General features: G+C 75.4%; 17 protein-coding genes and 1 CRISPR repeat array (1 of these 18 running past the window's edge). Of the genes, 8 read left to right on the top strand and 9 right to left on the bottom strand.

Annotation, left to right across the window (positions count from 1 at the left end):
- A CRISPR array of direct repeats spans positions 1 to 44; the repeat unit is 29 nt; unit sequence GGGGCCATCCCCGCGGGTGCGGGGAGCAG (it extends 229 nt beyond the left edge of the window).
- A 735-nt stretch (positions 45 to 779) separates the two neighbouring features.
- On the bottom strand, positions 780 to 1,019 hold the full coding sequence (locus tag J5Y05_RS09175; protein WP_210870180.1) for a hypothetical protein: 240 nt from the start codon (positions 1,017 to 1,019) through the stop codon (positions 780 to 782).
- 221 nt (positions 1,020 to 1,240) lie between these two features.
- Between J5Y05_RS09175 and rpmF the strand changes: the two genes are divergently transcribed.
- Together rpmF and J5Y05_RS09165 are read left to right on the top strand one after the other, a co-directional pair.
- Positions 1,241 to 1,411, top strand: a complete 171-nt coding sequence (gene rpmF, locus J5Y05_RS09170) for a 50S ribosomal protein L32 (RefSeq protein WP_210870178.1) — start codon at positions 1,241 to 1,243, stop codon at positions 1,409 to 1,411.
- A 74-nt stretch (positions 1,412 to 1,485) separates the two neighbouring features.
- Positions 1,486 to 2,193 carry a hypothetical protein gene (locus J5Y05_RS09165; protein ID WP_307853794.1) on the top strand — a complete coding sequence of 236 codons (708 nt, stop codon included), beginning with the start codon at positions 1,486 to 1,488 and terminating at the stop codon, positions 2,191 to 2,193.
- A gap of 48 nt (positions 2,194 to 2,241) precedes the next feature.
- Here the strand turns inward: J5Y05_RS09165 and J5Y05_RS09160 are convergent, their stop codons facing one another.
- The 5 genes from J5Y05_RS09160 to J5Y05_RS09140 form a co-directional block, all read right to left on the bottom strand.
- Entirely contained in the window at positions 2,242 to 4,524 is a 2,283-nt protein-coding gene (locus J5Y05_RS09160) for a lantibiotic dehydratase (protein ID WP_210870176.1), read from the bottom strand.
- A 284-nt stretch (positions 4,525 to 4,808) separates the two neighbouring features.
- Positions 4,809 to 5,063, bottom strand: a complete 255-nt coding sequence (locus J5Y05_RS09155; protein WP_210870174.1) for an acyl carrier protein — start codon at positions 5,061 to 5,063, stop codon at positions 4,809 to 4,811.
- Positions 5,060 to 6,073 (bottom strand): threonine ammonia-lyase, encoded by a 1,014-nt coding sequence (locus J5Y05_RS09150; RefSeq protein ID WP_210870172.1) that lies wholly within the window; start codon positions 6,071 to 6,073, stop codon positions 5,060 to 5,062. The genes J5Y05_RS09155 and J5Y05_RS09150 overlap by 4 nt, the downstream gene beginning before the upstream one ends.
- A gap of 181 nt (positions 6,074 to 6,254) precedes the next feature.
- Positions 6,255 to 7,757, bottom strand: coding sequence for an amino acid adenylation domain-containing protein (locus tag J5Y05_RS09145; RefSeq protein ID WP_210870170.1), 1,503 nt, complete (start codon positions 7,755 to 7,757; stop codon positions 6,255 to 6,257).
- Entirely contained in the window at positions 7,757 to 10,081 is a 2,325-nt protein-coding gene (locus J5Y05_RS09140) for a lantibiotic dehydratase (protein WP_210870168.1), read from the bottom strand. Before J5Y05_RS09140 ends, J5Y05_RS09145 begins: the two co-directional genes overlap by 1 nt.
- Positions 10,082 to 10,324: 243 nt before the next feature.
- Here J5Y05_RS09140 and J5Y05_RS09135 point away from each other — a divergent pair, with 243 nt between their 5' ends.
- The 3 genes from J5Y05_RS09135 (at position 10,325) to J5Y05_RS09125 (ending at position 12,385) form a co-directional block, all read left to right on the top strand.
- The gene (locus J5Y05_RS09135; RefSeq protein WP_210870166.1) at positions 10,325 to 10,576 is read left to right on the top strand and encodes an MbtH family protein; all 252 of its coding nucleotides are present in this window, start codon (positions 10,325 to 10,327) and stop codon (positions 10,574 to 10,576) included.
- Positions 10,569 to 11,348 carry a 4'-phosphopantetheinyl transferase family protein gene (locus J5Y05_RS09130; RefSeq protein WP_210870164.1) on the top strand — a complete coding sequence of 260 codons (780 nt, stop codon included), beginning with the start codon at positions 10,569 to 10,571 and terminating at the stop codon, positions 11,346 to 11,348. The genes J5Y05_RS09135 and J5Y05_RS09130 overlap by 8 nt, the downstream gene beginning before the upstream one ends.
- A gap of 296 nt (positions 11,349 to 11,644) precedes the next feature.
- Positions 11,645 to 12,385, top strand: coding sequence for a Type 1 glutamine amidotransferase-like domain-containing protein (locus tag J5Y05_RS09125; protein WP_210870162.1), 741 nt, complete (start codon positions 11,645 to 11,647; stop codon positions 12,383 to 12,385).
- A 98-nt stretch (positions 12,386 to 12,483) separates the two neighbouring features.
- On the opposite strand, the gene J5Y05_RS09120 is transcribed toward J5Y05_RS09125, so the two are convergent.
- The gene (locus J5Y05_RS09120; protein WP_307853793.1) at positions 12,484 to 13,152 is read right to left on the bottom strand and encodes a helix-turn-helix transcriptional regulator; all 669 of its coding nucleotides are present in this window, start codon (positions 13,150 to 13,152) and stop codon (positions 12,484 to 12,486) included.
- The gene (locus tag J5Y05_RS09115; protein ID WP_210870160.1) at positions 13,149 to 13,760 is read right to left on the bottom strand and encodes a response regulator transcription factor; all 612 of its coding nucleotides are present in this window, start codon (positions 13,758 to 13,760) and stop codon (positions 13,149 to 13,151) included. Before J5Y05_RS09115 ends, J5Y05_RS09120 begins: the two co-directional genes overlap by 4 nt.
- Before the next feature lie 613 nt (positions 13,761 to 14,373).
- On the opposite strand from J5Y05_RS09115, the gene J5Y05_RS09110 reads away from it, so the two are divergent.
- The 3 genes from J5Y05_RS09110 to J5Y05_RS32200 all read left to right on the top strand — a co-directional run bounded on the left by J5Y05_RS09110 (position 14,374) and on the right by J5Y05_RS32200 (position 20,871).
- Positions 14,374 to 17,484, top strand: a complete 3,111-nt coding sequence (locus tag J5Y05_RS09110; protein ID WP_210870158.1) for a type 2 lanthipeptide synthetase LanM family protein — start codon at positions 14,374 to 14,376, stop codon at positions 17,482 to 17,484.
- Between the two features lie 60 nt (positions 17,485 to 17,544).
- On the top strand, positions 17,545 to 17,766 hold the full coding sequence (locus tag J5Y05_RS09105) for a hypothetical protein (RefSeq protein WP_210870156.1): 222 nt from the start codon (positions 17,545 to 17,547) through the stop codon (positions 17,764 to 17,766).
- A gap of 192 nt (positions 17,767 to 17,958) precedes the next feature.
- On the top strand, positions 17,959 to 20,871 hold the full coding sequence (locus J5Y05_RS32200) for a helix-turn-helix transcriptional regulator (RefSeq protein ID WP_210870154.1): 2,913 nt from the start codon (positions 17,959 to 17,961) through the stop codon (positions 20,869 to 20,871).
- Positions 20,872 to 20,892: 21 nt separating this feature from the next.
- Here the strand turns inward: J5Y05_RS32200 and J5Y05_RS09095 are convergent, their stop codons facing one another.
- A complete protein-coding gene (locus J5Y05_RS09095) occupies positions 20,893 to 22,143 on the bottom strand; it encodes an MFS transporter (protein WP_210870152.1) in 1,251 nt (416 codons plus the stop codon).
- Positions 22,144 to 22,169 lie beyond the last annotated feature (26 nt).

Raw genomic sequence — 22,169 nt, 5'->3', positions numbered from 1 at the left:
CGTGCTCATGCGCTGGGGGCCATCCCCGCGGGTGCGGGGAGCAGGCTGGATGGCCTGCGAGTTTACTGCCGTCAGGGGCGTTTTCCGCGCACTTTCTTCGATTCCGGCAAATGGGGCACAGATTGCTTGATGGACATCAGCCTCTGCCGAAGCGTCAACGCCTGACGCCCCTGCGCCAGGTCGGCGCCCCTCGCGCAGGCCAGCCGCAATGAGCTACTTTCCCTGAGCTGTTGCAGCAGGTCTATTGCCACGGTCAGACCGGCGTTCGCCCGCTATCACGCCACCCCGGGCATGCCAGGAGGAGATCCAGGGTCTCCTGCTTTGAGAGCGTCTTGCCCTGAGAGATCGGGGTGCTGTCCGCATTGGCCTGCGGGAAGACAACCAAAGCTCAGTGTGCGCGGCTCGTCGCTGGGCGAAGACCTCCAGGGCTTGATCCCGCACAGGTCCTGTACGGGCCGGCAAGGCATCGCCTGCCGGACGAGGCGCCCGCCGACCGTCAAGTAGGCCACCTTCATTCCCGCAGGTCAGCAGCTATCTCACTCGCGCACCACCAGCAGACCAAGAACCTCCTGGTGTCGTACTTCCCGAAGAAGCTCGGCTTTGTCGGGGCACGGGGAAAAGGGCGCCTGAGCAGCGGGTCGAGATGCTGCCTCAGCCCGGATATGTCCCACCGGTCCTCAAGTCGCCCGAGAGCTACCTCGCAGGACTCGATCTCCGCGCGACAACCGTCTGGATCAGCGGCCTCCTTCAAGCCCGTTGGTCACCACCGCGGGTAGTTCCTAGCGGACCCACATCTCCCAGTAGCCGTTGTTCCAGCGGCACTGGAACTCGGTGTAGCCCTGCCTGTTCTCCTGCATGTACGCCGTTCCCTCCACCTGGCACGTGTGGTGGTCCCTGAACCCGGCGGCATGGTGGAAGCCGTCGGGGTCGGTGGCGGCCGACGCCGAGCCCCCGGTCAGCACGACGGCGACCGCCGCGGCCCCGACAACGGCAGCGACACGAGAACGCCACGCCTTCATGTATCTCTCCTTCACGGGCGGAGCCGGGCCGGCGGCCCCTCGTACGGTTTTCGCAGACACAACGACTGCGTCGCGGGGAAGGTTCAACCCAATCACGAGCAAGGCGACTTGGGGCTCTGTGGTGCTGACTCGCGCGCCGTGACTTGATCCACCCAGATTCTAATGACATCCATTTTCATGTATCGTTTCCCTTCCATCACCGATCACGTCCGGAGGTCCTCATGGCCGTGCCCAAACGCAAGATGTCGCGCAGCAACACCCGGCACCGTCGCGCGCAGTGGAAGGCCGCGACGCCCCAGTTGGTGACGGTCACCGTGGACGGTGTGCCGTACCTCGTCCCCCAGCGGCTGGCCAGGGCCTACGAGCGCGGTCTGCTCCGTCCGGACGGCTGACCCCGGGGGCCCGGCGAAGCCCTGCCCCCTTCCGGCCGCTGACAAGGGCAGGCACTACCGTCTTCAATGGCGGCGTGGCCACGTCGATACCCATACCCCCGCCCCCGCCCGTCTGCCCGGAGACGATCGCGGGTGGCGCTGCGCTGGACGAAGTCCTGGCGTGTCTCCGCGCGCGGCGGCCGGTGTTCCACTCCGAGGCCGATCTCCAGCACGGTTTCGCCCTCGCGGTGGGCGAGGTCGCGCCGGAGGTCAGGTGCCGTCTCGAGCTCCCGGTGCGCGGGAGCGGCGCCTCGGAGTACCTGGACCTGCTGTGCCTGGGGCCGGCGGGGCGTACGGCGATCGAATTCAAGTACGTCACCCGGAAGTGGTCGGGTACGGCGGGGACGCCTCCCGAGGAGTACGCCTTGCGCGGGCACAACGCGCCGGACCTCGCGCGCAGGGACTTCCTGCGGGACGTGGGAAGGCTGGAACGCTTCTGCGACCGTGAGGACCAGAACGGGCTGGCCCTGCTCATCACCAACGAGGCGGCCCTGTGGCGCCCCAGGCAACGCGGTACGCCCACCAGGGACGAGGAGTTCCGCATCCACCACGGCCGCGAACTGAGCGGCACCTTGCTGTGGGCGGGCGGTTCCTTCCCCGGCAACACCCGAGTGCTACGGGGCGCCTACACGCTCGCCTGGCGTCCGTACAGCCGGTTGGAGGGAGCGAGTGGCGAGTTCCGCTGCCTCGCGGTGTTCGTCACTCCCGGACCGGCGCGGCCCCGGCCGCCGCACGAGGCGTGACCAGGGGGCTCCCTCCGCACCGGCGTGCCCTCCCCAGGGGCCTTCCGGTCAGTGCGTTGACGTGTCGAACGCGACGAAGCGTAGTTCCGAGGTGTACCGGCGTCCGGCGTCGTCCCGGAGCCAGGTCTGCTCCGGGGTGGGCAGCATCTCCGTGAACGTGACCATGCCCTGTTGGTCCCGGCGGGCCAGCCGGCGCAGCGCCTTGGCGAGGATGGTGACGTAGACGGGGCTGTCGAAGTCCACGTAGAAGGGGCGGGACTCGGTCGGCGAGACGACGAAGACGTAACGGGGCAGGCCGAGTCGGGCACGCCAGCGGCGGGCGCGGACGAAGCGGCGGGCCTCGTCCTTGTCGTCGGCGAAGCCGGCCCCCGCCGCGGGCAGTCGCCAGGTCTCGCGGGCCACGGTCATGCGGTCGATGGTGACGCGCGGAGTGTGGTCCTCCGGTGGCAGGAGCCGGAAGAGATCCATCGACAGGGTGGTCAGGACGTGCGAGAAGACGTCCGTGACCGGAAATCTCGCGCCGTCCGGGAGCCGGACGACGAGGTCGCCACCGTCCTCCTCCACGACGGTGTCGGCGCTGCGTACGGACCGGGGACGGGTGGGGTCCGCGGTGAAGTCGGTCAGGGCGACCTGGTAGTCCTGGGGCCGTATCAGGGTGTGCCGGACCCGGGTGGACAGCCGGGCGCGGTGCTCCTTGGGGAGCAGCGGCAGCAGGCGCGGGCCGGGGTGGTCGCGGTCGGTGAGACGGAGCAGTTCGCCGACGTCCGGGTGCTGGTGGGTGAAGAGGGAGGCGCCCAGCGTGTTGGCGGCCAGGTGGAGTTCACCGAGGACGAGGGTGAAGTCGCCGCGGGCCACCGCCTCGGTGCCGTCGGCGGCGATCATGATGTCCGGGCTGAGGTAGCGGGCCGCCGTCCAGCCGCCCGCGCCGGGGAACCCCTCCCGCACCGCCGCCTCGATGTCCGCGGAGCGGACGTCCACGCGGCGGGCGCCCTCGGGGACCTTGAGGACGCGCCGCCACAGGGCGGTGAACTCTTCCTGGAGTTCGCCCGCGGTGGCGCGTACGGGGCCGTGCAGCACCGGCAGGCAGGCGAACCAGAAGGCGGCCAGGTCGACCGGGCCCTCGGCGGCGAGGCGTTCGTACACCGGACGCATGCCGGTCCGCAGCGCGGCGGCGAGCCGTGAGGTGAGCCATCCGGCGCTGTCCATCAGCAGCCGCAGCGGACGCAGCGCCTCCAGCACCTCGGGGCCGAGGCGGGCCGTCGCGGAGCGCCGGGAGTCGTGGTAGACCAGCGCCCGGCACGGCGCGGTCGACGCGGACTTCTCCCGTACGGCGGCGGTGTCGGTCAGCTCGGTGAAGTCCCGCTCCAGATCGGTCATCGCGCCGACCAGCGCGTCCACGTCGCGGGCGTCCGCCACCGCCGCGCGCCCCTCCTCCAGTCGGTCCAGCGCGGCGAGGCCCCGACGGCGCGGTCCGGGTGCGCCGACGGTCTCCAGCCAGCTCCGCAGGTACCGGTCCGGGTGCGTACCCGCGGGGACCTCCAGGCGCCAGGTCACCCAGCGTCGGGCGACCAGGCCGGCGAGTACGGAGGGCACGTCGAGGTCCGGGAGGGCGGCGGTGATCGCCCGTGCCGGGCGGACGCCGTCGCAGAGGGCGAGGACGGCCGCGGTCTCGGCGGGGACCGTCACCGGCCGCCTGCCGGGTACGCGGACCTGCCGGCCGTCCACCGTGACGAAGGGCACCCGGCGGGGGGCGATCCACTCCCGCAGGCCGGGGTCGGCGTCCAGCGTTCCGGCGAGCGCGTCGATGCCCCAGCTCGCCCAGTAGACGGTGGACTCGGCGACCAGACCGGACCCCGTGCGGAGGGCGGCACCGGACGTCTCGGCGTCCCAGCGGCCCCAGCCGACGGGTCCGAAGAAGCCGATGGTGTCGTTCTTCACGCAGAACCGCTGCCAGTAGTGGGCGACCAGTTCCTCGCGCTGGCGGGGCATGCTGCTGCGCTTGTCCACGCCCGGCGTCCAGCGCAGGAACGGCGCGATGCCCGAGGTGAGCACCGGGCGGTTCTGCCAGGCCACGGCCTCCCGGAAGGACGGCATGCGGGCGATGTCCTGGAGGGTGTGCGCGCTCTCCACGGCGGCATCGGCGAAGAGCCGGGAGAAGTCCTCCCAGCGGGCGCCGTCGAGGGGGGCGTCCGCGTCGAACTTGTCGGCGGCCTCGGCCAGTCCGGGCGGGGCCAGGCGCAGCACGCCGTCGGCGGGGAAGCCGGGGCCGCGCAGGGCGAACTGCTCCCACAGGCGCCAGCGGCCGAGTGACGGCAGGAGGTCTTCGGGCATGGCAGGGCTCTCCTTGCGAGCGCGGGGGCGGACGGGCGGGGGCACGAGGCGTGCCGGGCGGGCAGACGGGCCGGGGGCACGAAAGGTGCCGGGGGCGGACGGGCAGGCAATAGGAAACGCGCCGGGAGCGGACGGGCAGGGGGCACGAAACGTGCCGGGCGGGTGGAATGGCCGCCGGGCGGCGGGCGTACGGGGGGCGGCGGCCCGCACCCGCCTCCCGGTCCCGGTGCGGGTGCCTCGCGCCGGCGTCGGGGACGGGTGGGTGCGCGGGGGGAGCCGTGGGGTCAGGGGCGGCCGTAGTCGGTGTCGACGACCTCGGCCAGGTCCCGTGGCGTGGGGTAGGCGAAGACCAGGGAGACCGGCACCTGCTCGCCGAGGATCTCCTCCAGGCGGCCGGTGATCTGGAAGGCGGTGAGCGAGTCGCCGCCCGCCTCGTAGAAGTCGGTGTCCTCGGTCAGGTCGGGCAGGCCGAGCACCTCGCGGAAGATGTCGACCAGCAGGTCGGCGGTACGGGTGGCGGTGGCGGCGTTCTCGGTCATGACGCGTACTCCTCGGTGGTGGGTGCCACGGTGTTTTCCGTGGGGTCGGCGGTGCTCGTGTGGTGCAGGACGTGCAGGCGGGCGGGTGTGTTGCCGCCGGAGACGACGGCCACGGCCCGCTCGCGGCGGCCGGCGCGCACGGCTCCGGCCAGTGCGACGGCTCCGCTGGGCTCGGCGTCGACGCCGAGGCGGCGCAGCAGGGCGAGGGCGGCGAGGATCTCGTCGTCGCCCACGGCGATCAGGTCGTCGACGCGGTCACGGATGATCGGGTAGGGGACGCGTCCCGGCCGCTGGCCGCGCAGGCCGTCGGCGACGGTGGCGCAGGGCGGCACCTGCACCGGGTGCCCGGCGGCCAGGGAGCGGGCGTAGCGGGGGCCCCGGTCCGGTTCGACGCCGACGATCCGGACCGGACGGTCCGCTGCCGCGAGGCAGACGCCGGCGAGGAGGCCGCCGCCGCCGGTCGGGACGTAGACCGTCTCGGTCTCGGGGGCGTCGGCGATGACCTCGGCGCCCACCGTGCCCTGGCCGGCGACCACCAGGCGGTGGTCCGAGGAGGGCACGAGGGTGGCGCCGGTCTCCCGCGCGAGCGCGCCGGCGTGTTCGTCCCGCTCGGCCACTCCCCCGCCGACCCGGACGGTCCGGGCGCCCGACGCGCGGATGGCGGCGGTCTTGGCGGGGTCCGCGCCCGCCGCGAGGACGACGGTCAGGCGGACGCCGAGGGTGTGGGCGAGCCGGGCGAGGGCGATGCCGTGGTTGCCGGACGAGCCGGTGACGACCCGCTCGGCCCGGAGCGCCAGGAGGGCGTTGGCGGCTCCGCGGATCTTGAACGAACCTGCGTGCTGGAGGTGTTCGGCCTTGAGCAGCACTTCCGTGCCGTGCGCCGCCGGGACCGGTCCGCTCAGCAGGGGCGTACGGCGGACGTGGGGGGCGATGCGGGCGGCGGCCTCGGCGACGTCGGCGGGGCCGGGCGTGGTGCCGGCCGTGGACGGGCGCACGCCGGTGGCGGTCACCGGGCGCTCCCCACAACCAGCCGGCGGCGGATCAGCGTCGCCGGGCCCGGTCTGGTGACGGCCGGGGACGGACCCACACCGGTGGCGGTCACCGGACGCTCCCCACAACCAGCCGACGACAGACCGCCGTCACCAGGACCCGGTCCGGTAACGGCCGAGGACGGACGCACGCCGGTGGCGGTCACTTGGTGCTCCCTACGACCAGTCGGCGGCGGTCCGTCTTGCCGCTGCGGGTGGTGGGCAGCGTGTCGTGGCGCTGGAAGTGACGGGGCATCAGGTGTGGCGGCAGCGAGCGGGCGAGGTGGGCGCGCAGTCGTGCGTCCTTCGTGGTGGCCAGGTCGCCGGTGACGTGGGCCGTGAGGTAGGCGCGTCCCCGCTCGTCGGTGTGCGCGGTGACCACGGCGCCGCTGACGAGGGGGTGGGCGAGCAGGGCGCCCTCGATCTCGGCGGGGTCCACACGGTAGCCGCGGATCTTGACCTGCCGGTCGGTGCGCCCGGCGTAGGTCAGGCCCCGCGGGCCCCAGCGTCCGAGGTCGCCGGTGCGGTAGAGGCGGGCGCCCGGCGGACCGTAGGGGTCGGGCAGGAAGCACTCGGCGGTGCGGTCCGGGCGCCCGCCGTAGCCCCGGGCGACACCGGCCCCGCCGATGTACACCTCGCCCACGGTGCCGTCGGGTACGGGCGCGAGGCCGGCGTCGAGCACGCGGACGACCGTGCCGGGGCGGGGTGCTCCGACCAGGTCCGCTGCCGCGTCGGGCTCGGCGGGGACGCGGTGACGGGTGGTGGTCATGGTGCACTCGGTCGGGCCGTACTGGTTGACGAGCGTGCCCGGGACCACCCGCCGTCCGCCGGCGGCCAGGAAGGGGCGCAGGGATTCGCCGCTGGAGGCGACCAGGGTGACGCCGGCCAGCGGGTCGGGCAGCTCCGGTTGGCCGGCCAGGTGGGCCAGGAAGGACGGGGTGGTGCTGAGCAGTGCGGTCACCCGGTGTGCGCGCACGGTGTCGGCGAAGTCGGCGGGCCGCAGCAGCCGGGAGCGTTCCACGATCACCAGTCGTCCTCCGGCGAGCAGCGGGGCGAAGGTGTCCCGGATGGAGGCGTCGTAGCCGAGCGGGGCCGTCTGGAGGGCGACGGTGTCCGGGCCGAGGCCGAAGGCGCGGGCGGTGTCGCGCAGGTAGGCGTCGAGGGCGTGGTGCTCGACGAGGACGGGGCTGGGTTCACCGGTGCTGCCCGAGGTGTGGCTGACGTAGGCCAGGGCGTGCGGATCGACCCGGGCGGGCGGTGTCGCGGGCGTCTTTGGCGGGGTGACGGGGCCGTCCAGCGGGACCGTCCGCAGGCCCGGGTCCGGGTCCAGGGCGCGGAGGTGCGCGGAGGTGGTCAGCAGCAGTCGGGTGCCCGCGCTGCGGACGAAGGCGGCGAGCCGGTCGCGGGGCTGGGTCACGTCGAGGGTGAGGAAGGCTGCTCCGCGGCGCAGGACCGCGGCGATGGCGGCCACCGCGTCGGCGCCGTGCTCGAGGGCGATGGCGCACACCGTCTCCGGCCCGGCCCCGTGGTCGCCCAGCAGGCGGGTCAGCTCATCGGTGCGTGCGGCGAGGCGGCCGTACGTGACGTGCCCCGCGGGGGTCTCCAGGGCGATGCGGGCCGGGTGGCGGGCCGCGTGTGCGGCGAGGTCGTCGGCGACGGTGCGCATCACGCCTCCCGGGTGCCGGTGACGGTCAGGTCGACGGCCACGAAGCGGAGTTCGGAGGTGTAGCGCTGCCCGTCGGCGTCGGTGAGCCATGCCTGCTCGGGGGTGGGCAGCATCTCGCTGACCTTCAGGCGGGCCCCGGGGTCCTTGCGGGCGAGCCGGCGGGCCGCCTTGGCGAGGATCGTGACGTACACGGGGCTGTCGAAGTCGACGTAGAACGGCCGGGGTTCGGCCGGGGAGACGACGAACACGAAGCGGGGCAGGTCGTGGCGGCGCTGCCAGTGCCGGGCGCGGACGAACCGGCCTGCCTCGCTCTTCTCGTCGGCGAAGTCGACTTCGGTGACGGGCAGTTGCCAGGTCTCCCGGGCCACGGTCAGGCGGCCGATGGTGATGCGCGGGGTGTGCTCGCCCTCGGGGCGGAGCGTGAAGCGGTCCATGACGCGCTGGGTGAGGGTGTTGGCGTAGGCGTCGAGGACGTCGTGGACGGTGCCGTCGGGCAGTACGGCCCTCAGGCGTCCGTCCCGTTCCTCGACGCGGACGTCGGCGCTCGGCACCGAGTTCGGGCGGTGCGGGTCGCCGGTCTGGTCGACCAGGGTGACGTAGTGGTCCTCGGGCCGGTCCAGGGAGGGCCGGCTGCGGGTGGACCACTTCAGGGGAAGCTCCTTGGGCAGGGTGGGCAGCAGGCGGGGGGCGGGGAAGTCGCGGGTGGTCTCGGCGACGAGCCGGTCGCGGTCGGGGTGCTGGTGGACGAAGAGGGAGGCGCCCATGGTGTTGAGCGCGCAGTGCATCTCGCCGAGGACGAGGTCGACGTCGCCGCGGGCGAGGGCGTCCGGGCCCTCGGCGACGACCAGGACGTCGGGGCTGATGTAGCGGGCGAGGGACCAGCCGTCGCCGGGCTCGGCGAACTCGCGGCGCACGCGGTCGGCCAGTTCGGCCGTGGTCAGGCGGACGCGGCGGGCGTCGGGGGGCAGGTCGAGGACTCGTGCCCACTTGGCGCGCAGTTCGGCCTGGGCGGTGTCGATCAGGTCGCCGGCGTCGGGGTGCGGGGAGGGCAGGGTGTGCATCCACAGGGTGGCGAGGTCCACCGGTGTGCCGTCGGCGCTCAGGCGGGCGTGGACGGTGCGCAGGCGGGCGCGGATGGCGTCGGCGAAGCGGTTGGTCATCCAGCGGGCGGCGGTCAGGCACAACTGGAGGGGTTCGAGGTGCTCCAGCAGGGCGGGGCCGGCGGTGGCGGTGGCGGAGCGCCGGGCGTCGGAGTACACCAGTCCGCGGCAGGGGGCGGTGCGTGCGCCCTTGGCGCGCTGGGCGTCGCTGTCGGTGAGGGCGGCGAAGTCGGCCTCCAGGGCGCCGATCGCGGCGGTCAGCGCGGGGGCGTCGGTGCCGGCGGCGCGTACGGCGTCCCGGCCGCGTTCCAGCACGGCGAGCTTGGCGAGGGCGCGGTCGCGGGCGGCCTCGTCGGGGACGCGTTCGAGGATGCGGCGCAGGGCCCGGTCGGGGTGGGTGGCGGCGGGCACCTCCAGGCGATGGGCGACCCAGCGCCGGCGGACCAGGTCCGCCACGATGCCGGCGGCCTCGTCGGGGTCCAGCTCCAGGTCGGCGGCGATGGCGGCCGTGTGCCGGGTGCCGTCGCAGTGCCGGAGCACGGCCTGCCGGAGTTCCCCGACGGGCTGGGCGGGCCGCCCCGGGACCCGTACCGTGCCGTCCTCGCAGCGTACGAAGGACATCCGGCGCGGCGGGACCCATCGCATCAGCTCGGCGTCCTCGGCGAGCACCTTGGCCAGGGCGTCGACGGCCCAGCCGGAGAAGTAGACCTCCTGGGCGGCGAGGAAGCCCTGTCCGGCGTCGACGGTGACGGCGTGCGGTGCGGCCGGGTCCCAGCGGCCCCAGCCGACGGGTCCGAAGAAGCCGATGGTGTCGTTCTTCACGCAGAACCGCTGCCAGTAGTGGGCGACCAGTTCCTCGCGCTGGCGGGGCATGCTGCTGCGCTTGTCCACGCCCGGCGCCCAGCGCAGGAACGGCGCGATGCCGGTGCGCAGCACGGCCGGGTTCTGCCAGGCCAGGGCCGCCTGGAAGCGGGGCCGGGCGGCGATGCGCTGGAGGTGGCGGGCGGTGTCGACGGCCGCCGCCGACAGTTCCTCGGCGAAGTCGTCCCACTCGGGTCCGGACAGGTCGGTGCCGGGGCGGAACTTGTCGGCGGCCTCGGCCAGTCCGGGCGGGGCCAGGCGCAGCACGCCGTCGGCGGGGAAGCCGGGGCCGCGCAGGGCGAACTCCTCCCAGAGCCGCCAGCCTCCGCCCGGTAGCAGGACCGGTGCGTGCTCGTCCGACATCACGTGCTCCTTCCGGAAAGGGGGTGCGGGCCGGCCGGGCGGTGGCCGCTCGGCCGGACACCGGGCTCCCCGGCCGGACAGCACCGTCCCGCGGCGGGGCGGTGCGCCACCAGAGAAGATCCGGCAGCAACGCGCGCCGCCGGTTCGGCTCGTTCGTCCCTGCCCCGGGCGGGCGGGTGCCCGGCACGCTGTCGGCGTCGGCCCCGACCTGCGGCCGGCCCCACCACCTGCGGGAGGTTCACCATGACGCAACCCGACTCCACGACCGGCGCGGGCGCCGACGAGGTCCGTCCGGACACCGACGAGGTGTACCTCGTGGTGCGCAACGACGAGGAGCAGTACTCGATCTGGCGGGCGGACCGCGAGGTGCCCGCCGGCTGGCACCCGGAGGGCATGCGGGGCGGCCGGCAGGAGTGCCTGGACCACATCGGCGTGATCTGGACGGACATGCGCCCGCTCAGCCTGCGCCGCCGGCTGGCCGGGGCAGATGTCTGAGCCACGGTCGGGCCGGCTGCCGGCCCCGCCCGCGCACGCCCCGCCGCCGGCGCCGTCCGGGCTGCTGTGTCCGGCCGTGCTGGACCTGTCCGGGGTACGGCGGCGGACGCGGGCGCCGGGCCCCCGGGTCCTGCGGGGGCCGCTGGAGCTGTACCTGGCCCGTGTCGGAGCCCAGGACGAGCGGGCCCTGCGGGACGCGCGGGAGCTGCTGGACGCGGAGGAGCGCGAGCGGGCCCGCGCGTTCCGGCACGACCGTGACCGGACGGCGTACGTGGTCGCGCACGCGGCGCTGCGCGACGTGCTGAGCGTGTTGCTCGGCGTGCGCGCCGAGGCGCTGCCCCTGGCGCGGGAGCCGTGCGCGGGGTGCGGCGGGCCGCACGGGCGGCCGGTGCTGCGCACCCCGGGTGTGCACTTCTCCCTGTCGCACAGCGGTGACCTGGTGCTGGTGGCGCTCGCGCCGGCGCCGGTCGGCGTCGACGTGGAGGGGCTGGCCACCAGCCGGGCGGTGCTCGGCGCCCAGTCGGCGCTGCACCCGGCGGAGGCGGACGAACTGGCGCGGCTGCCCGCGCACGGGCGTCCGGCCGCGTTCACCCGTGCCTGGGTGCGCAAGGAGGCGTATCTGAAGGGCCTGGGCACGGGTCTGGTGCGCGATCCGGCGCTGGACTACGTGGGCACCGGGCCTCTGCCGGCCACCCCGGCACCGGGGTGGAGCGTGCGGGACGTCCTGGTCCCGGCGGGGTACGCGGCGGCGGTGGCCCTGCGCGTGCCCTGACGCCTTTCGGCGGAACACGGAGGAACGCGGAAGAACGCGGAAGAACGCGGAAGAACGCGGAAGAACGCGGAAGAACGCGGAAGAACGCGGAGGGGACCGGTCCGGTGGACCGGTCCCCTCCGTCGTGCCGCGGTCGTGCCGCGGTCGTGCCGCCGCCTGGCCACCGGCGAGCCACCGCCGAGCCGCCGCCGGGCCCCCGGCCCCCGCGCGGTCCGCCGTCCGCGCGGGGCCGGGGGCGCGATGCCTTCACCAACGGCTCACCATTCCACCGGAGTCGACGCGCTACGATCACCCGCGTGACCGCTCCGGAACCGACCATCGTCGCCACCTCCGGAGGTCATCGCGTCGGCGCGCGCACCCGGGTCCTCTTCGATGCCCTGGTCCACCACGCGGTCGATCTCTCCGGTGTGCACGGCAGGCGCCCCCGCGTCCTCTACCTGGGCACGGCGGTGGGCGACGCCGAGCACGTCACGTCGCGGGTGGGCGAGGCCGCCCGGGTGGCGGGCTTCGACCTCACCCCGCTCCACCTCTTCCCGATGCCGAACGTGGAGGACGTCGAGGGCACCGTGCTCGGCCACGACGTGGTCTGGGTGATGGGCGGATCGGTGGCCAACCTGCTCGCCGTGTGGCGGGTGCACGGGCTCGACGACATCCTGCGGCGTGCCTGGCGTGCCGGGGTGGTGCTCGCCGGGGTGAGCGCGGGTTCCCTCTGCTGGTACGAGGGCGGCACCACGGACTCCTTCGGCCCCGAACTCCGCCCGGTCACCAACGGGCTGGGGCTGCTGCCGTACGGCAACGGGGTCCACTACGACAGTGACGGCGGCCGGCGGCCGCTGATCCACCGGCTGGTCGCCGAGGGCGTCTTCGCTTCGGCGCACTGCACCGACGACGGCGTGGGACTGGTCTACCGAGGCACCGAGCTGGTCGAGGCGGTGGCGGAGCAGCGGGACAAGGGCGCCTACGTGGTGTCCCGGGACGGCGACCGGGCCGTGGAGGAGCGGATCGAGCCCCGCCTGCTGCCCGCCCCTCCCGGCTGACGGCCGCCCGGGGGCGCGGACGGCCGGCCGCGGGAGCCGGAGGGCACCCGCGGCCGGGGCGGACCTCTTCGGATCGCCCCGGGCCATGGCGCACCCGGTCACACCAGGCCGTGGCGTACGGCGTGGGCGACGGCGTGGGCCCTGTTGCGGGCCTGTAGCCGGGCCATGATCTCGTAGATGACGTTCTTGACGGTGTGTTCGGAGCAGCGCAGCAGCAGGGCGATGTCCGCGTTGCCGTGGCCCTCGGCCATGAGGCGCAGCACCGACGCCTGACGCGCGGTCAGGACGGGTCGGCCGCCGCGTCCGGCCGGGTCCGCGGAACGTGGCCCGCCGGTCAGCAGGTGGGAGAGTTCCGGGTAGGGAATGCTCGGGTGCGGGTGGGTCGCGCGGCGTACCGCGGCGACCAGGTTCTCCTCGGTGAGGTCGGCGGTCCGCAGGACGGCCGCTCCGGCCCGCAGCGCGAGCCGCAGGTCCGTCCGGCCGACGGTGTCGCACACGAGGACCAGGGGGCCGGTGTCCCGACGGCCGTTCAGGGCCCTGGCGGCGTCGGTGGTGGCGACCACGGTGACGGTCCTGGTCCCGCCGTGCTCCGGCGCGCAGGCGAGCCCGGCCCGGCGGGCCACGCAGCGGACACGGTCCGCGCCGGGCAGGGGCGCGATGCGCAGGACGACGGGTGCGTACGTCGCGCCGGCAACGGGCGCCGGGGGCGCGGTGGTCACGCCGCCGGCACCGGGCGCCGGGGGCGCGGTGGTCACGGTCGCGGTCACAGCAGGCCCGCCCGGAGCGCGTAGGCGACCGCGTGGGCGCGGTTGCGCAGCCGGAACCGCCGGGTGATGTCGTGGACCACGGTGGTGACGGTGCGCGGCGAGTAGGCAAGCCGCTGGGCGATCTCGGCCGTCTCGTGGCCGTCGGCGAGCAGCCGCAGCACCGAGCGTTCCCGGTCGGACAGCATGCCGTCGCTCCAGCCCCCGGTGGTGTACCGGGCGTCGGCCGGGCGGTCCAGGAGCTGTTCGAGCAGGCGGGGTGGCAGGGTGCAGTCGTCGCGGGAGGCTGCCAGCACCGCGTGGGCGAGGCGTGGCGCGTCGGCGTCCCGCCGCGGCAGCAGGCCGCGGGCACCGGCGGCGAGGGCGTGGAGGGCGTCGGCGGAGGCGAGGGCGCCCGCCACCAGGACGACGGCGGGGCTGTGCCGCAGGGCGCGGGTGGCGCGCACCATGTCGAGTTCGGCCGGTCCGGGGCGGTCCACGGTGAGGACGGCGACCCGCGCGTCCGCGGGCTCGCACACGGTCAGGTCCGGGCAGGCCAGCAGGGTGGTGCGCGTACCGGTCTCCAGTACCGGGTCGAGGGCGACCACGCCGACGGTCACGGGTGCTCCCATCTGCTACTCCTAGGAAGTTCGTCCGCCCGGTCGTGCGCGCTCCGGGCCGGTTCTGCGGTGGGGACTGCGGTGGGCACTGCGGGGTGGCACTGCTGTGAGGGCTGTGAGGGCTGTGGGGGGGGACTGCGGTGGGGGCTCGCATCACCGTGCGGCGGGCGGGGGTTCGCCGGCATCGGTAACCGGTCCCCACCTTTCCGGCCGGCCGGGCCGCCCCCGTCCGTGCCGGCTCCCCCGCGCCCGCCTCGCCGCCCGCCTCGCCGCCCGTCGCGCGGCGGTCGCCGGCCGGCCGGTGCGACGGCGGTGATCTGCGGGGGGAGGCGCCGGCGCCGCCGCGGGGGCGGCGGGAACCGGCCCTGGGGGTCCGTCCCCCTGAGGAACGGGGCGCAGAGGGGTCCAGGCACACGCCGGGCGCGGGCACCAGGGCCGAACGCGCGGAACCGCGTTCGGCCCGGCGTCCCGTTACCCATGGACACCTACCGGGTGCCCCCAGCCGCCGACCTGCGGTTTCCCCCCGGTCCCGGGCCGGCCGACGGGCCGGGTGCGGCGGGGCCGCGCAGAATATGGGGGACGCCTACCCATGTGGGGGTCACCGGGGTCTGCGACCTTCTTACTCGTGACTGAGACCGCCGGCCCCCCGGCTCCCCGGAGCACCGCCCTCCCGCCCTCGTGGTGGGCACCGGCGCTGTCCCTCGCGGAACGGCTCGCCGCCCCCGGCCTTCCCGGGGCGCCCGCCGAAGCCGCCGCCGGCCCCGCTCCGTGGGCCGCCGGGGACGCCGAGGGCTTCGCCCTGCGGCTGGCCCACCTCGGCGTGGAGGAGGCCACGGCCGCGGCTCTGGCCGCCGAGCCCGCCGAGCGGCTGGCCGCACGGGCCGCCAAGCCCGACTGGGCGCGGTACACCGAAGCCGTCCTCGCCGGAGCCTTCCCGGAGCCGGCCGGCCGAGGGGGCGAGGGACCCGACGCCTTCGCCCCGGTCGTACGGCCGCTCGTCGCCGCCGCCACCGCGCGACTGGCCGGACTGCTGCCCGCGGGTGCCGAACAGGACGTGTGGCGGGAGGCGTTCGCGCGGCGGCTGACGCGCCAACTGGTCCGCCAGGCGGCGCGGACCCTGGTCCACGAACTCGACTCGGCGCGGCGCGGCGGACGACTGGCCGGTGCCGGGCCCCGGGAGCGGTTCGACGCCTTCGTCGCCGCCACCGGCACCCGGCAGGGCCTCGGCGCGCTGTTCGCCTCCCGCCCGGTACTGGCCCGCATGCTCGCGCAGACCTCGCTCGACGCGACCGCGGCCACCGCCGAACTCGCGGCCCGTTTCGCGGCCGACCGGGAGGAGCTGACCGCCCGGCTCCTCGGCGGGCGCGACCCGGGACCGCTCACCGGGGTGGATCTCGGTCTCGGGGACGCCCACGAGGGCAACCGGTCCGTCGCGGTCCTGCGCTTCGCCGGCGAGCGGCTGGTCCACAAGCCGCGTCCGCTCGGCCAGCACGCCCTCCTCGACGAGCTGGTGGCCTGGCTCAACGCCAAGGTCCCCGGGCTGGAGCTGCGCACCCCGCGCAGTCTGCGCCGCGAGGCGTACGGCTGGCTGGAGTTCGTCGAGCACCGCTGGTGCCGGTCGGTGACCGAGACCGACGCCTTCTACCGGCGTCAGGGCGCGCTGCTGGCCCTGCTGTACACGGTGGACGGCGCCGACATGCACTACGAGAACGTCATCGCCTGCGGCGACCAGCCGGTCCTGGTGGACGCCGAGACACTGCTGCACACCGGGCTCGCGCAGGCCGTGACGGCCGGTGCCGACCCGGCGGCGGAGGCGCTGCGGGCATCCGTGCACCGCACCTGTCTGCTGCCGCACCTGCTGATCGGCGAGCACGGGGCCCTGGACATCTCCGCGCTCGGCCGCTCCACCGACGGCACCTACCCGAGCGAGGGCCTGCACTGGCGGGACAGCGGCCTGGACACCATGCGCGCCGTGCGCGGACCGCTGCTCAGTCCCGCGGCGCAGAACCAGCCGCTGCCCGCCGGCCGCCTCCTGGAGGGCGCCGACCACAGGGCCGCGCTGCTGGAGGGCTTCCGTGCCGCGTACGCGGCCCTCGCCGCCGACGGCGACGAACTGCTCCGCGAGGACGGCCCGTTGATGTCCGGCGCGGACCGTCCCGCCCGGCTCGTCGCCCGCGCCACCCGGCTCTACGCGACACTCCTGGAGGAGTCCGCCCACCCGTCGCTGCTCGGCGACGCGCTCGCCCGGGAGGGGGTCTTCGCGGTGCTGTGGACGGAGTCCGAGCACGACGAGCCGCGCCGGCGGCTGATCGAGCACGAGACGGCGGCCCTGTGGCGCGGTGACGTCCCGCTGTTCACCCACCGCCCGTCCGGGACGGCGGTGCGGGCCGACGACGGCACCTGGCTGCCCGGTCTGCTGCCGGTGGCGGGGGTGGCCTCGGTGCGGGAGAAGATCGCCCGGATGGACGAGGTCGACTGCCACGACCAGGAGTGGATCATCACGGCCACGATCGCGGCGCGGGGTGCGGGCTCCCCGCTGGGGCGGCCCCGGTCCGAGCTGGCGGTGGAGCCGGTGCCGGCCGTCGCGCCCGACCCGTCGCGGCTGCTCGCCGCCGTGTGCGGGATCGCCGACGAGATCGCCGCCCGCGCGGTGCGCGACGGCGACCGGACCAACTGGCTCGGCCTGGAACGGGTGTCCGGCCCGCACTGGGCGGTGCTGCCGATGGGCGCCGGACTCGCGCAGGGCTACTGCGGAGTCGCGCTGTTCCTGGCGCACACGGACGCGCTGGCCGGGGCCGGCCGGTACACCGCGCTCGCCCGGGAGGCGATCCGCCCGCTGCCCGCACTGCTGAAGGCCCTGGCCGACGATCCCGAACTCAGCGCGGCGGCCGGGCCGGGCGCCTATGACGGTCTCGGCGGCATCGTGTACGCGGTGCTGCGGCTGTCGGCACTGCTCGGCCCGGAGCCGGCCGAATGCCTGCCGGACGCGCTCACCGCCCTCGGACACGCCGCGTCCGCCTCGTCCGATCCGGGGTTCGCCACCGGTACGGCCGGGGCCCTGACCGCCGCCGTCGCCGTGCACGAGGCGACCGGCGACCCGGCGGCGCTGCGGCTGGCGACCGCCCTGGCGGACCGGCTGCTCGGCGCGGTGTCCGGCCCCGAGGGGGCGCCGGGGGCCGCCGCCGACGCACGCGGCCTGCCCGGCGGTTTCGCCGACGGCGGCGCGGGCATCGCGTGGGCCCTGCTGCGGTACGCCGCCCGCCTTCCCCGGCGGACCGCCGCCCACACCGCCGCCGCCCGGACGTTGCTGGAGACCGCTTCGCGGGGCACCGGGGACGCGTCCTGGTCCGGCGGGCTCGCCGGGGCGGCGGCCGTCGCCGCCCACCTGCCCCCCGTACCCGGGTCTCCGGCCGCGGCGTGGCCGGTGGACCCGGAGACGCGCCCCGACCTCAGCCTCGGGCAGGGCACCCTCGGCACGCTGGAGGCCCTGGCCGTACGTGCCGGAAGGGGCGAGCCGGCCGCCGCCGCACCGCTCGCCCGGCACACCGGACGGGCACTCGCCCTCGTCGAGGCGCGGAACCACCGCTGCGCCACCCCCGACCGCGTTCCCTCCCCCGGACTGCTCGACGGGCTGTCCGGCATCGGGTACGGGCTGCTGCGCCTCGCCCACCCCGGCACCGTCCCTTCCGTCCTGCTCCTGTCCCACCCCGGCCACCGGCCGGCAAGGCACCGCTGAAACACGGCACTTCCACCTCCGCCCCGTACCCGCCGTACGGACATCAGAAGGGGAACACCCATGGACCAGCACCTGAACACCACCGCCGCCGCGTCCACCGCGACCACCGCCGTGGACACCGCAGCGAACACCGCAGAGGAGCGGGACGCGGCGGGCGGGATCACGCTCACCGGCCGCAACCGCGCCTGCGCCCGCGCCCGGGTCCTGGCCGGGATGGTGCTGACCAGCGGCATCGTCATCACGCTGACCTCGCTGGACACCTCGGTCTCCGCGCCGAGCTGATCCCACGCGGTCGTCACCTCGCGTGATGGCGCGGGTCCGGGGGACGGGCCCGCGCCGCGGCGCGCGCGGCGGCACCGTCCGCTCCCGCCCCGGCGGCGGGCCGTTCGGCGCCGGGCCCGGCGGGTTCACGGTGCGTGATCGCACCGATGCGGGCTGCCCCGGATTCCGGCATTCTGACTATCATCTGCGTTCATGCGTTCCCATGCGCCTTCCCTCGTCGGGCGAGACCCCCAACTCCGCCTGCTCGACAGCGCCTTGGCCGAGGCGCGAGAGGGACGGGGCGGTGTCGTCCTCCTGGTCGGTGAGGCCGGGGTGGGCAAGTCACGGCTCGCGGCGGAAGCCGTGGGCGGCGCGCTCGGCGCGGGGATGCGGGTACTGCGCGGACGCAGCAGCACCACCGGCCCCGCGGTGCCCTTCCGTCCGCTGACCGAGGCGCTGATGCCGCTGTTCCGCGGCGGCGAGCCCTTGGACGACACGGCCCTCGGCCCGTACCGGCCGGTCCTGGGGCGGCTGATACCCGAGTGGGACACCGGGGAGCGCGAGAGCACCTCCATGGTGATCCTGGGCGAGGCGGTGCTGCGGCTGCTGCTGGCCGCCGGGCGCGGGCAGGGGCAGTTGCTGCTGCTGGAGGACCTGCACGACGCCGACCCGGAGACCCTCGGCGTCCTGGAGTACCTGGTGGACAACCTGGAGTACACGCCGGTGCTGCTGCTGGCCACCGTGCGGACCGACTTCAGCGACGCGCTGGACCTGGCGCAGTCCGCCCGCCGCCGGGGCGTGGCCACCCTCGCCGAACTGCCGCCGCTGACCCGGTCCCAGGTGGCGGAGATGACGGCGGCGCACCTGGGGGTGGACGGCCCCGGCGAGGTGCCGCCCGCGGTCGGGGACCGTCTGTGGGAGGACAGCGCGGGCAGCCCCTACCTGGTCGAGGAACTGCTCCAGTCCATGATCGGGGCGGGCACCCTGGTGCAGGGCGCCGACGGCTGGCGCACCGTCGGCGATCTGCGGCGGGACGTCTCCTCCACCCTGGCCCGGGGCATCCTGCGCCGTATCGACCGGCTGGGCGCGCAGGGCCTGACGCTGCTGTCGGCCGCCGCGGTGCTGGGCCGCCGCTTCCCGCTCACCGTGCTCCAGCACATGACGGGCGTCGACGACCGGACCCTGCTGAGCCATCTGCACGCGGGCGTCGCCGCCCGGCTCGTCATCCCGGACGAGCCCGCACCCGACTGGTACTCCTTTCGCCACTCCCCCACCGTGGAGGCCCTGTTCACCCAGATGACGCCGGGCCAGCGCGCGGAGCTGTCACGGCGCGGGGCGCGCGCCGTCGAGGAACTGCACCCGGGCCTCGACGGCGACTGGTGCGCGCTGGCGGCCGGGCTGCGCTGCGAGGCCGGGGACCGGGTGGAGGCGGGGCTGCTCTACGCGGACGCCGGCGGGCGGGCCCTGGCGGCGGGCGCGCTGGGCTCCGCGGTGACCCTGCTCAGCCGGGCCGAGGGGCTGCTGGCCGAGGCCGGTGATCCGCAGGCCAGGGCCGCGGTCCTGGAGGACCTGCTGCCCGCGCTCGCCGAGGCCAGCGACTTCGCCCGCGCCTTCGACCTGGCCGAGGACCTGCACGCGCTGGGCGGGGCCGGGCTGAGCGCCGTACGGCTGGCCACGCTGCACACCCGGCTGGCCAAGGTGGCCCACACGGCGGGCCGGTGGAGCGACGGCAACCGGCAGGTCGCCAGGGCCCGCGAGGTCCTGGCGGGGGCCCCGGACGAGGCGACGGCCGCGGCCGTCGACGTCACGGCCGCCTACCTCGCCCTGGACACCCCGGGTCCGGACCGCACCCAGCACGCGGAGAAGCTGGCCCGCTCGGCCGCCGACACCGCCGAGCGGCACGGCCTGCCGGTCGTCGCCTGCCAGGCGCGGGAGCTGCTGGCCACCGTCGCCCGCGAACGGGACCCCGAGGAGTCCGCCGACATGCTCCGGCAGGCCCTGCGGACGGCGGAGCGGCACCGGCTGCCCTTGCAGCGCATGTACGCGGCCACCCGGATGAGCGGCAACGCCTGGCTCGCCGAGGGGGACACCTCCGGCCTGCTGGCGGCCCGCGAGGAGGCGCTGCGGCTCGGCTCGGTGAACATCGTGCACACGGTGGACGGCATCCTCGTCCTGGACGCGGTGCTGCGCGGCGACCACGGGAGCGCGCGGTCGGCTGCGGCGGAGTGCCTGTCGGTGGCACGGCGGCTGCGCCTGGCGCCCGTCGTGCGGTACGTCCTGATGGCGCGGGCCACCCTGGAGGCGCACCGCGCGGACCGGGCGGCGATGGAGGCGACCCTGGCGGCGTTCACCGAGTGGGACGGCGCGGGTTCGCAGGAGGAGCCGCTGAGCCTCGGCCTGGCCCGCGCCTTCTGCGCGCTGCTGGAGGAGGACCGTGACCTGGCCCGCGCCGAACTGCGGGCGGTGCAGTCGCTGGAGGCGGGCAACCCCTCCACCTACCACCTCGGCGGCACCCACGGCCTGGTCCTGCTGCTGGACGTGCTCGCCGGGGACGCGGACCGGACGCGGCACGAGGAGACCACCGCCACCGCGATGGCCCGGATGCGGTGGAACCGCCAGTTCGTGCTGCTCGCCGACGCCGTGCTGCTGGGCCGGGAGGGCGCGGGGCCGCGCGCGGTGGCGGCGGTGGAGGCCGCGCTGGCCGCGGCGGAACCGTATCCGCTCGCCCGGCACCTGGGGCTGCGGCTGATCGCGGACGCGGCGCACCTGGACGGCTGGGGCGACGCGGTGGGCTGGCTGCGGCAGGCCGAGCACTACTTCCACGAGCGGGACGTCGTGGCCGTCACCGGCGCCTGCCGGGCGGCGCTGCGCCGCCTGGGCGCCCCGGTGCACCAGCACCGCTCCGGCACCCGCTCGATCCCTCGGGAACTGCTGGCCCAGGGCGTGACCGTAAGGGAGTTCGACGTGTTCCGGCTGCTCGCGGAGCGGCTCAGCAACAAGGACATCGCCGACCGGCTGTTCATCTCGCCGCGCACGGCGGAGAAGCACATAGCGAGCCTGATCACCAAGACGGGAGCGGCCAACCGCGCGGACCTGTGCGCGCGGTCGGCCGCCCTGAAGGAGTAGGTCACGGCCGGCGTGGGCCCTCTACCGCATCTCGCGCACCGCCCGGGACGCCAGCACCGCCAGTCCGGTCGCGGCGAGCAACGCGGCCGCCACCCCGAACAGGGCGGAGACGTCCCTGCCGGCCAGCGCCCCGCACACGATCAGCGAGAGCGGGGCGACGGCGTAACCGAGGACCATGTCGACGGAGACGACACGGCCGAGCACGTCCTGCGGGATGTTGCGCTGAATCCAGCTCAGTCCGAACACGCCCTGGAATCCGATGGCGAAGCCCATGGCGAGGACGGTCGCCACGACGACCGGGGTGCTGTGCACCAGGCCGAGGACGGCCATTCCCGCGCCGAGCCAGCCGGCCAGGGCGGCCACCAGCAGGCCGACCCTGGGCCGCCCGCCGAGGGCGCCGCCGGCGAGCGTGCCGAGCACGGCTCCCGCGGCGAGTGAGCCGTTGAGCACGCCGAGCGTGGCCGAGCCGCCGCGCAGCACCTGGTTGGCGAGGGTGGCGAAGCCGACCGTGAAGGGCCCGGCGTAACAGAAGTTGACGGCGGTGTCGAGGGCGACGACGGTGCGCAGCCGGGGGTCGCGGGCGGTGTACGTGATGCCCTCGCGGATGCGGGCGGCGAGGGACGCCTGCTTCTCGGGCGTGCCGTCCGTGCCGGTGCGGGGCGGCCTGGGGCGGGTGCGGACGCGGGACACGCACAGGCCGCACAGGGCGAAGCAGCCGGCGTCGACGAGGAAGGCGACCGGTGCCTGGGTCAGCGCGATGACCAGGCCGCCGATGGCCGGTCCGATGACGGCCGCGGTCCGCGCGCCGGCTCCCATCAGCGCGTTGGCCGGGGTGAGCAGGTCGTCGTCGACGACCGAGGGCAGGATGGAGACGCGCGCGGGCTGGAAGAAGGCGTCGACGGTGCCGAAGGCGGCGGCGGCGGCGCACAGCATCCACACCGTCAGGTCGCCGGTGAGCCCGGCGGTGCCGACGGCCGTCATCAGGGCGGCCCGTGTCCAACTGGAGGCGACCATGAGGGTGCGCGGGGACATCGAGTCGCCGAGGGTGCCGCCGACCAGGGTGAACAGGGCGCGGGGGACGGCCTGGAAGGCCAGGACGTAGCCGAGGGCGAGGGTGGAGCCGGTCAGCGAGAGGGTGATCCAGGAGAACGCGACGACGCTGAAGCCGTCGCCCAGCAGGGAGAGTGCCTGTCCCGTCCACAGGAGCCGGAAGGACCGGTGCCGGACGGGGGCCCACAGGCGTGGGCCGGCGTCGGCGAGGGTGGTGGCCATGGGTGCCTTTCGTCGGACCGGGGTCC

It is taken from the genome of Streptomyces tagetis (genome assembly GCF_018069565.1).
GTDB classification, from domain to species: domain Bacteria; phylum Actinomycetota; class Actinomycetes; order Streptomycetales; family Streptomycetaceae; genus Streptomyces; species Streptomyces tagetis.
Note: the sequence above shows the minus strand (reverse complement) of the source record. Positions and strands in the feature narration are given on the sequence as shown.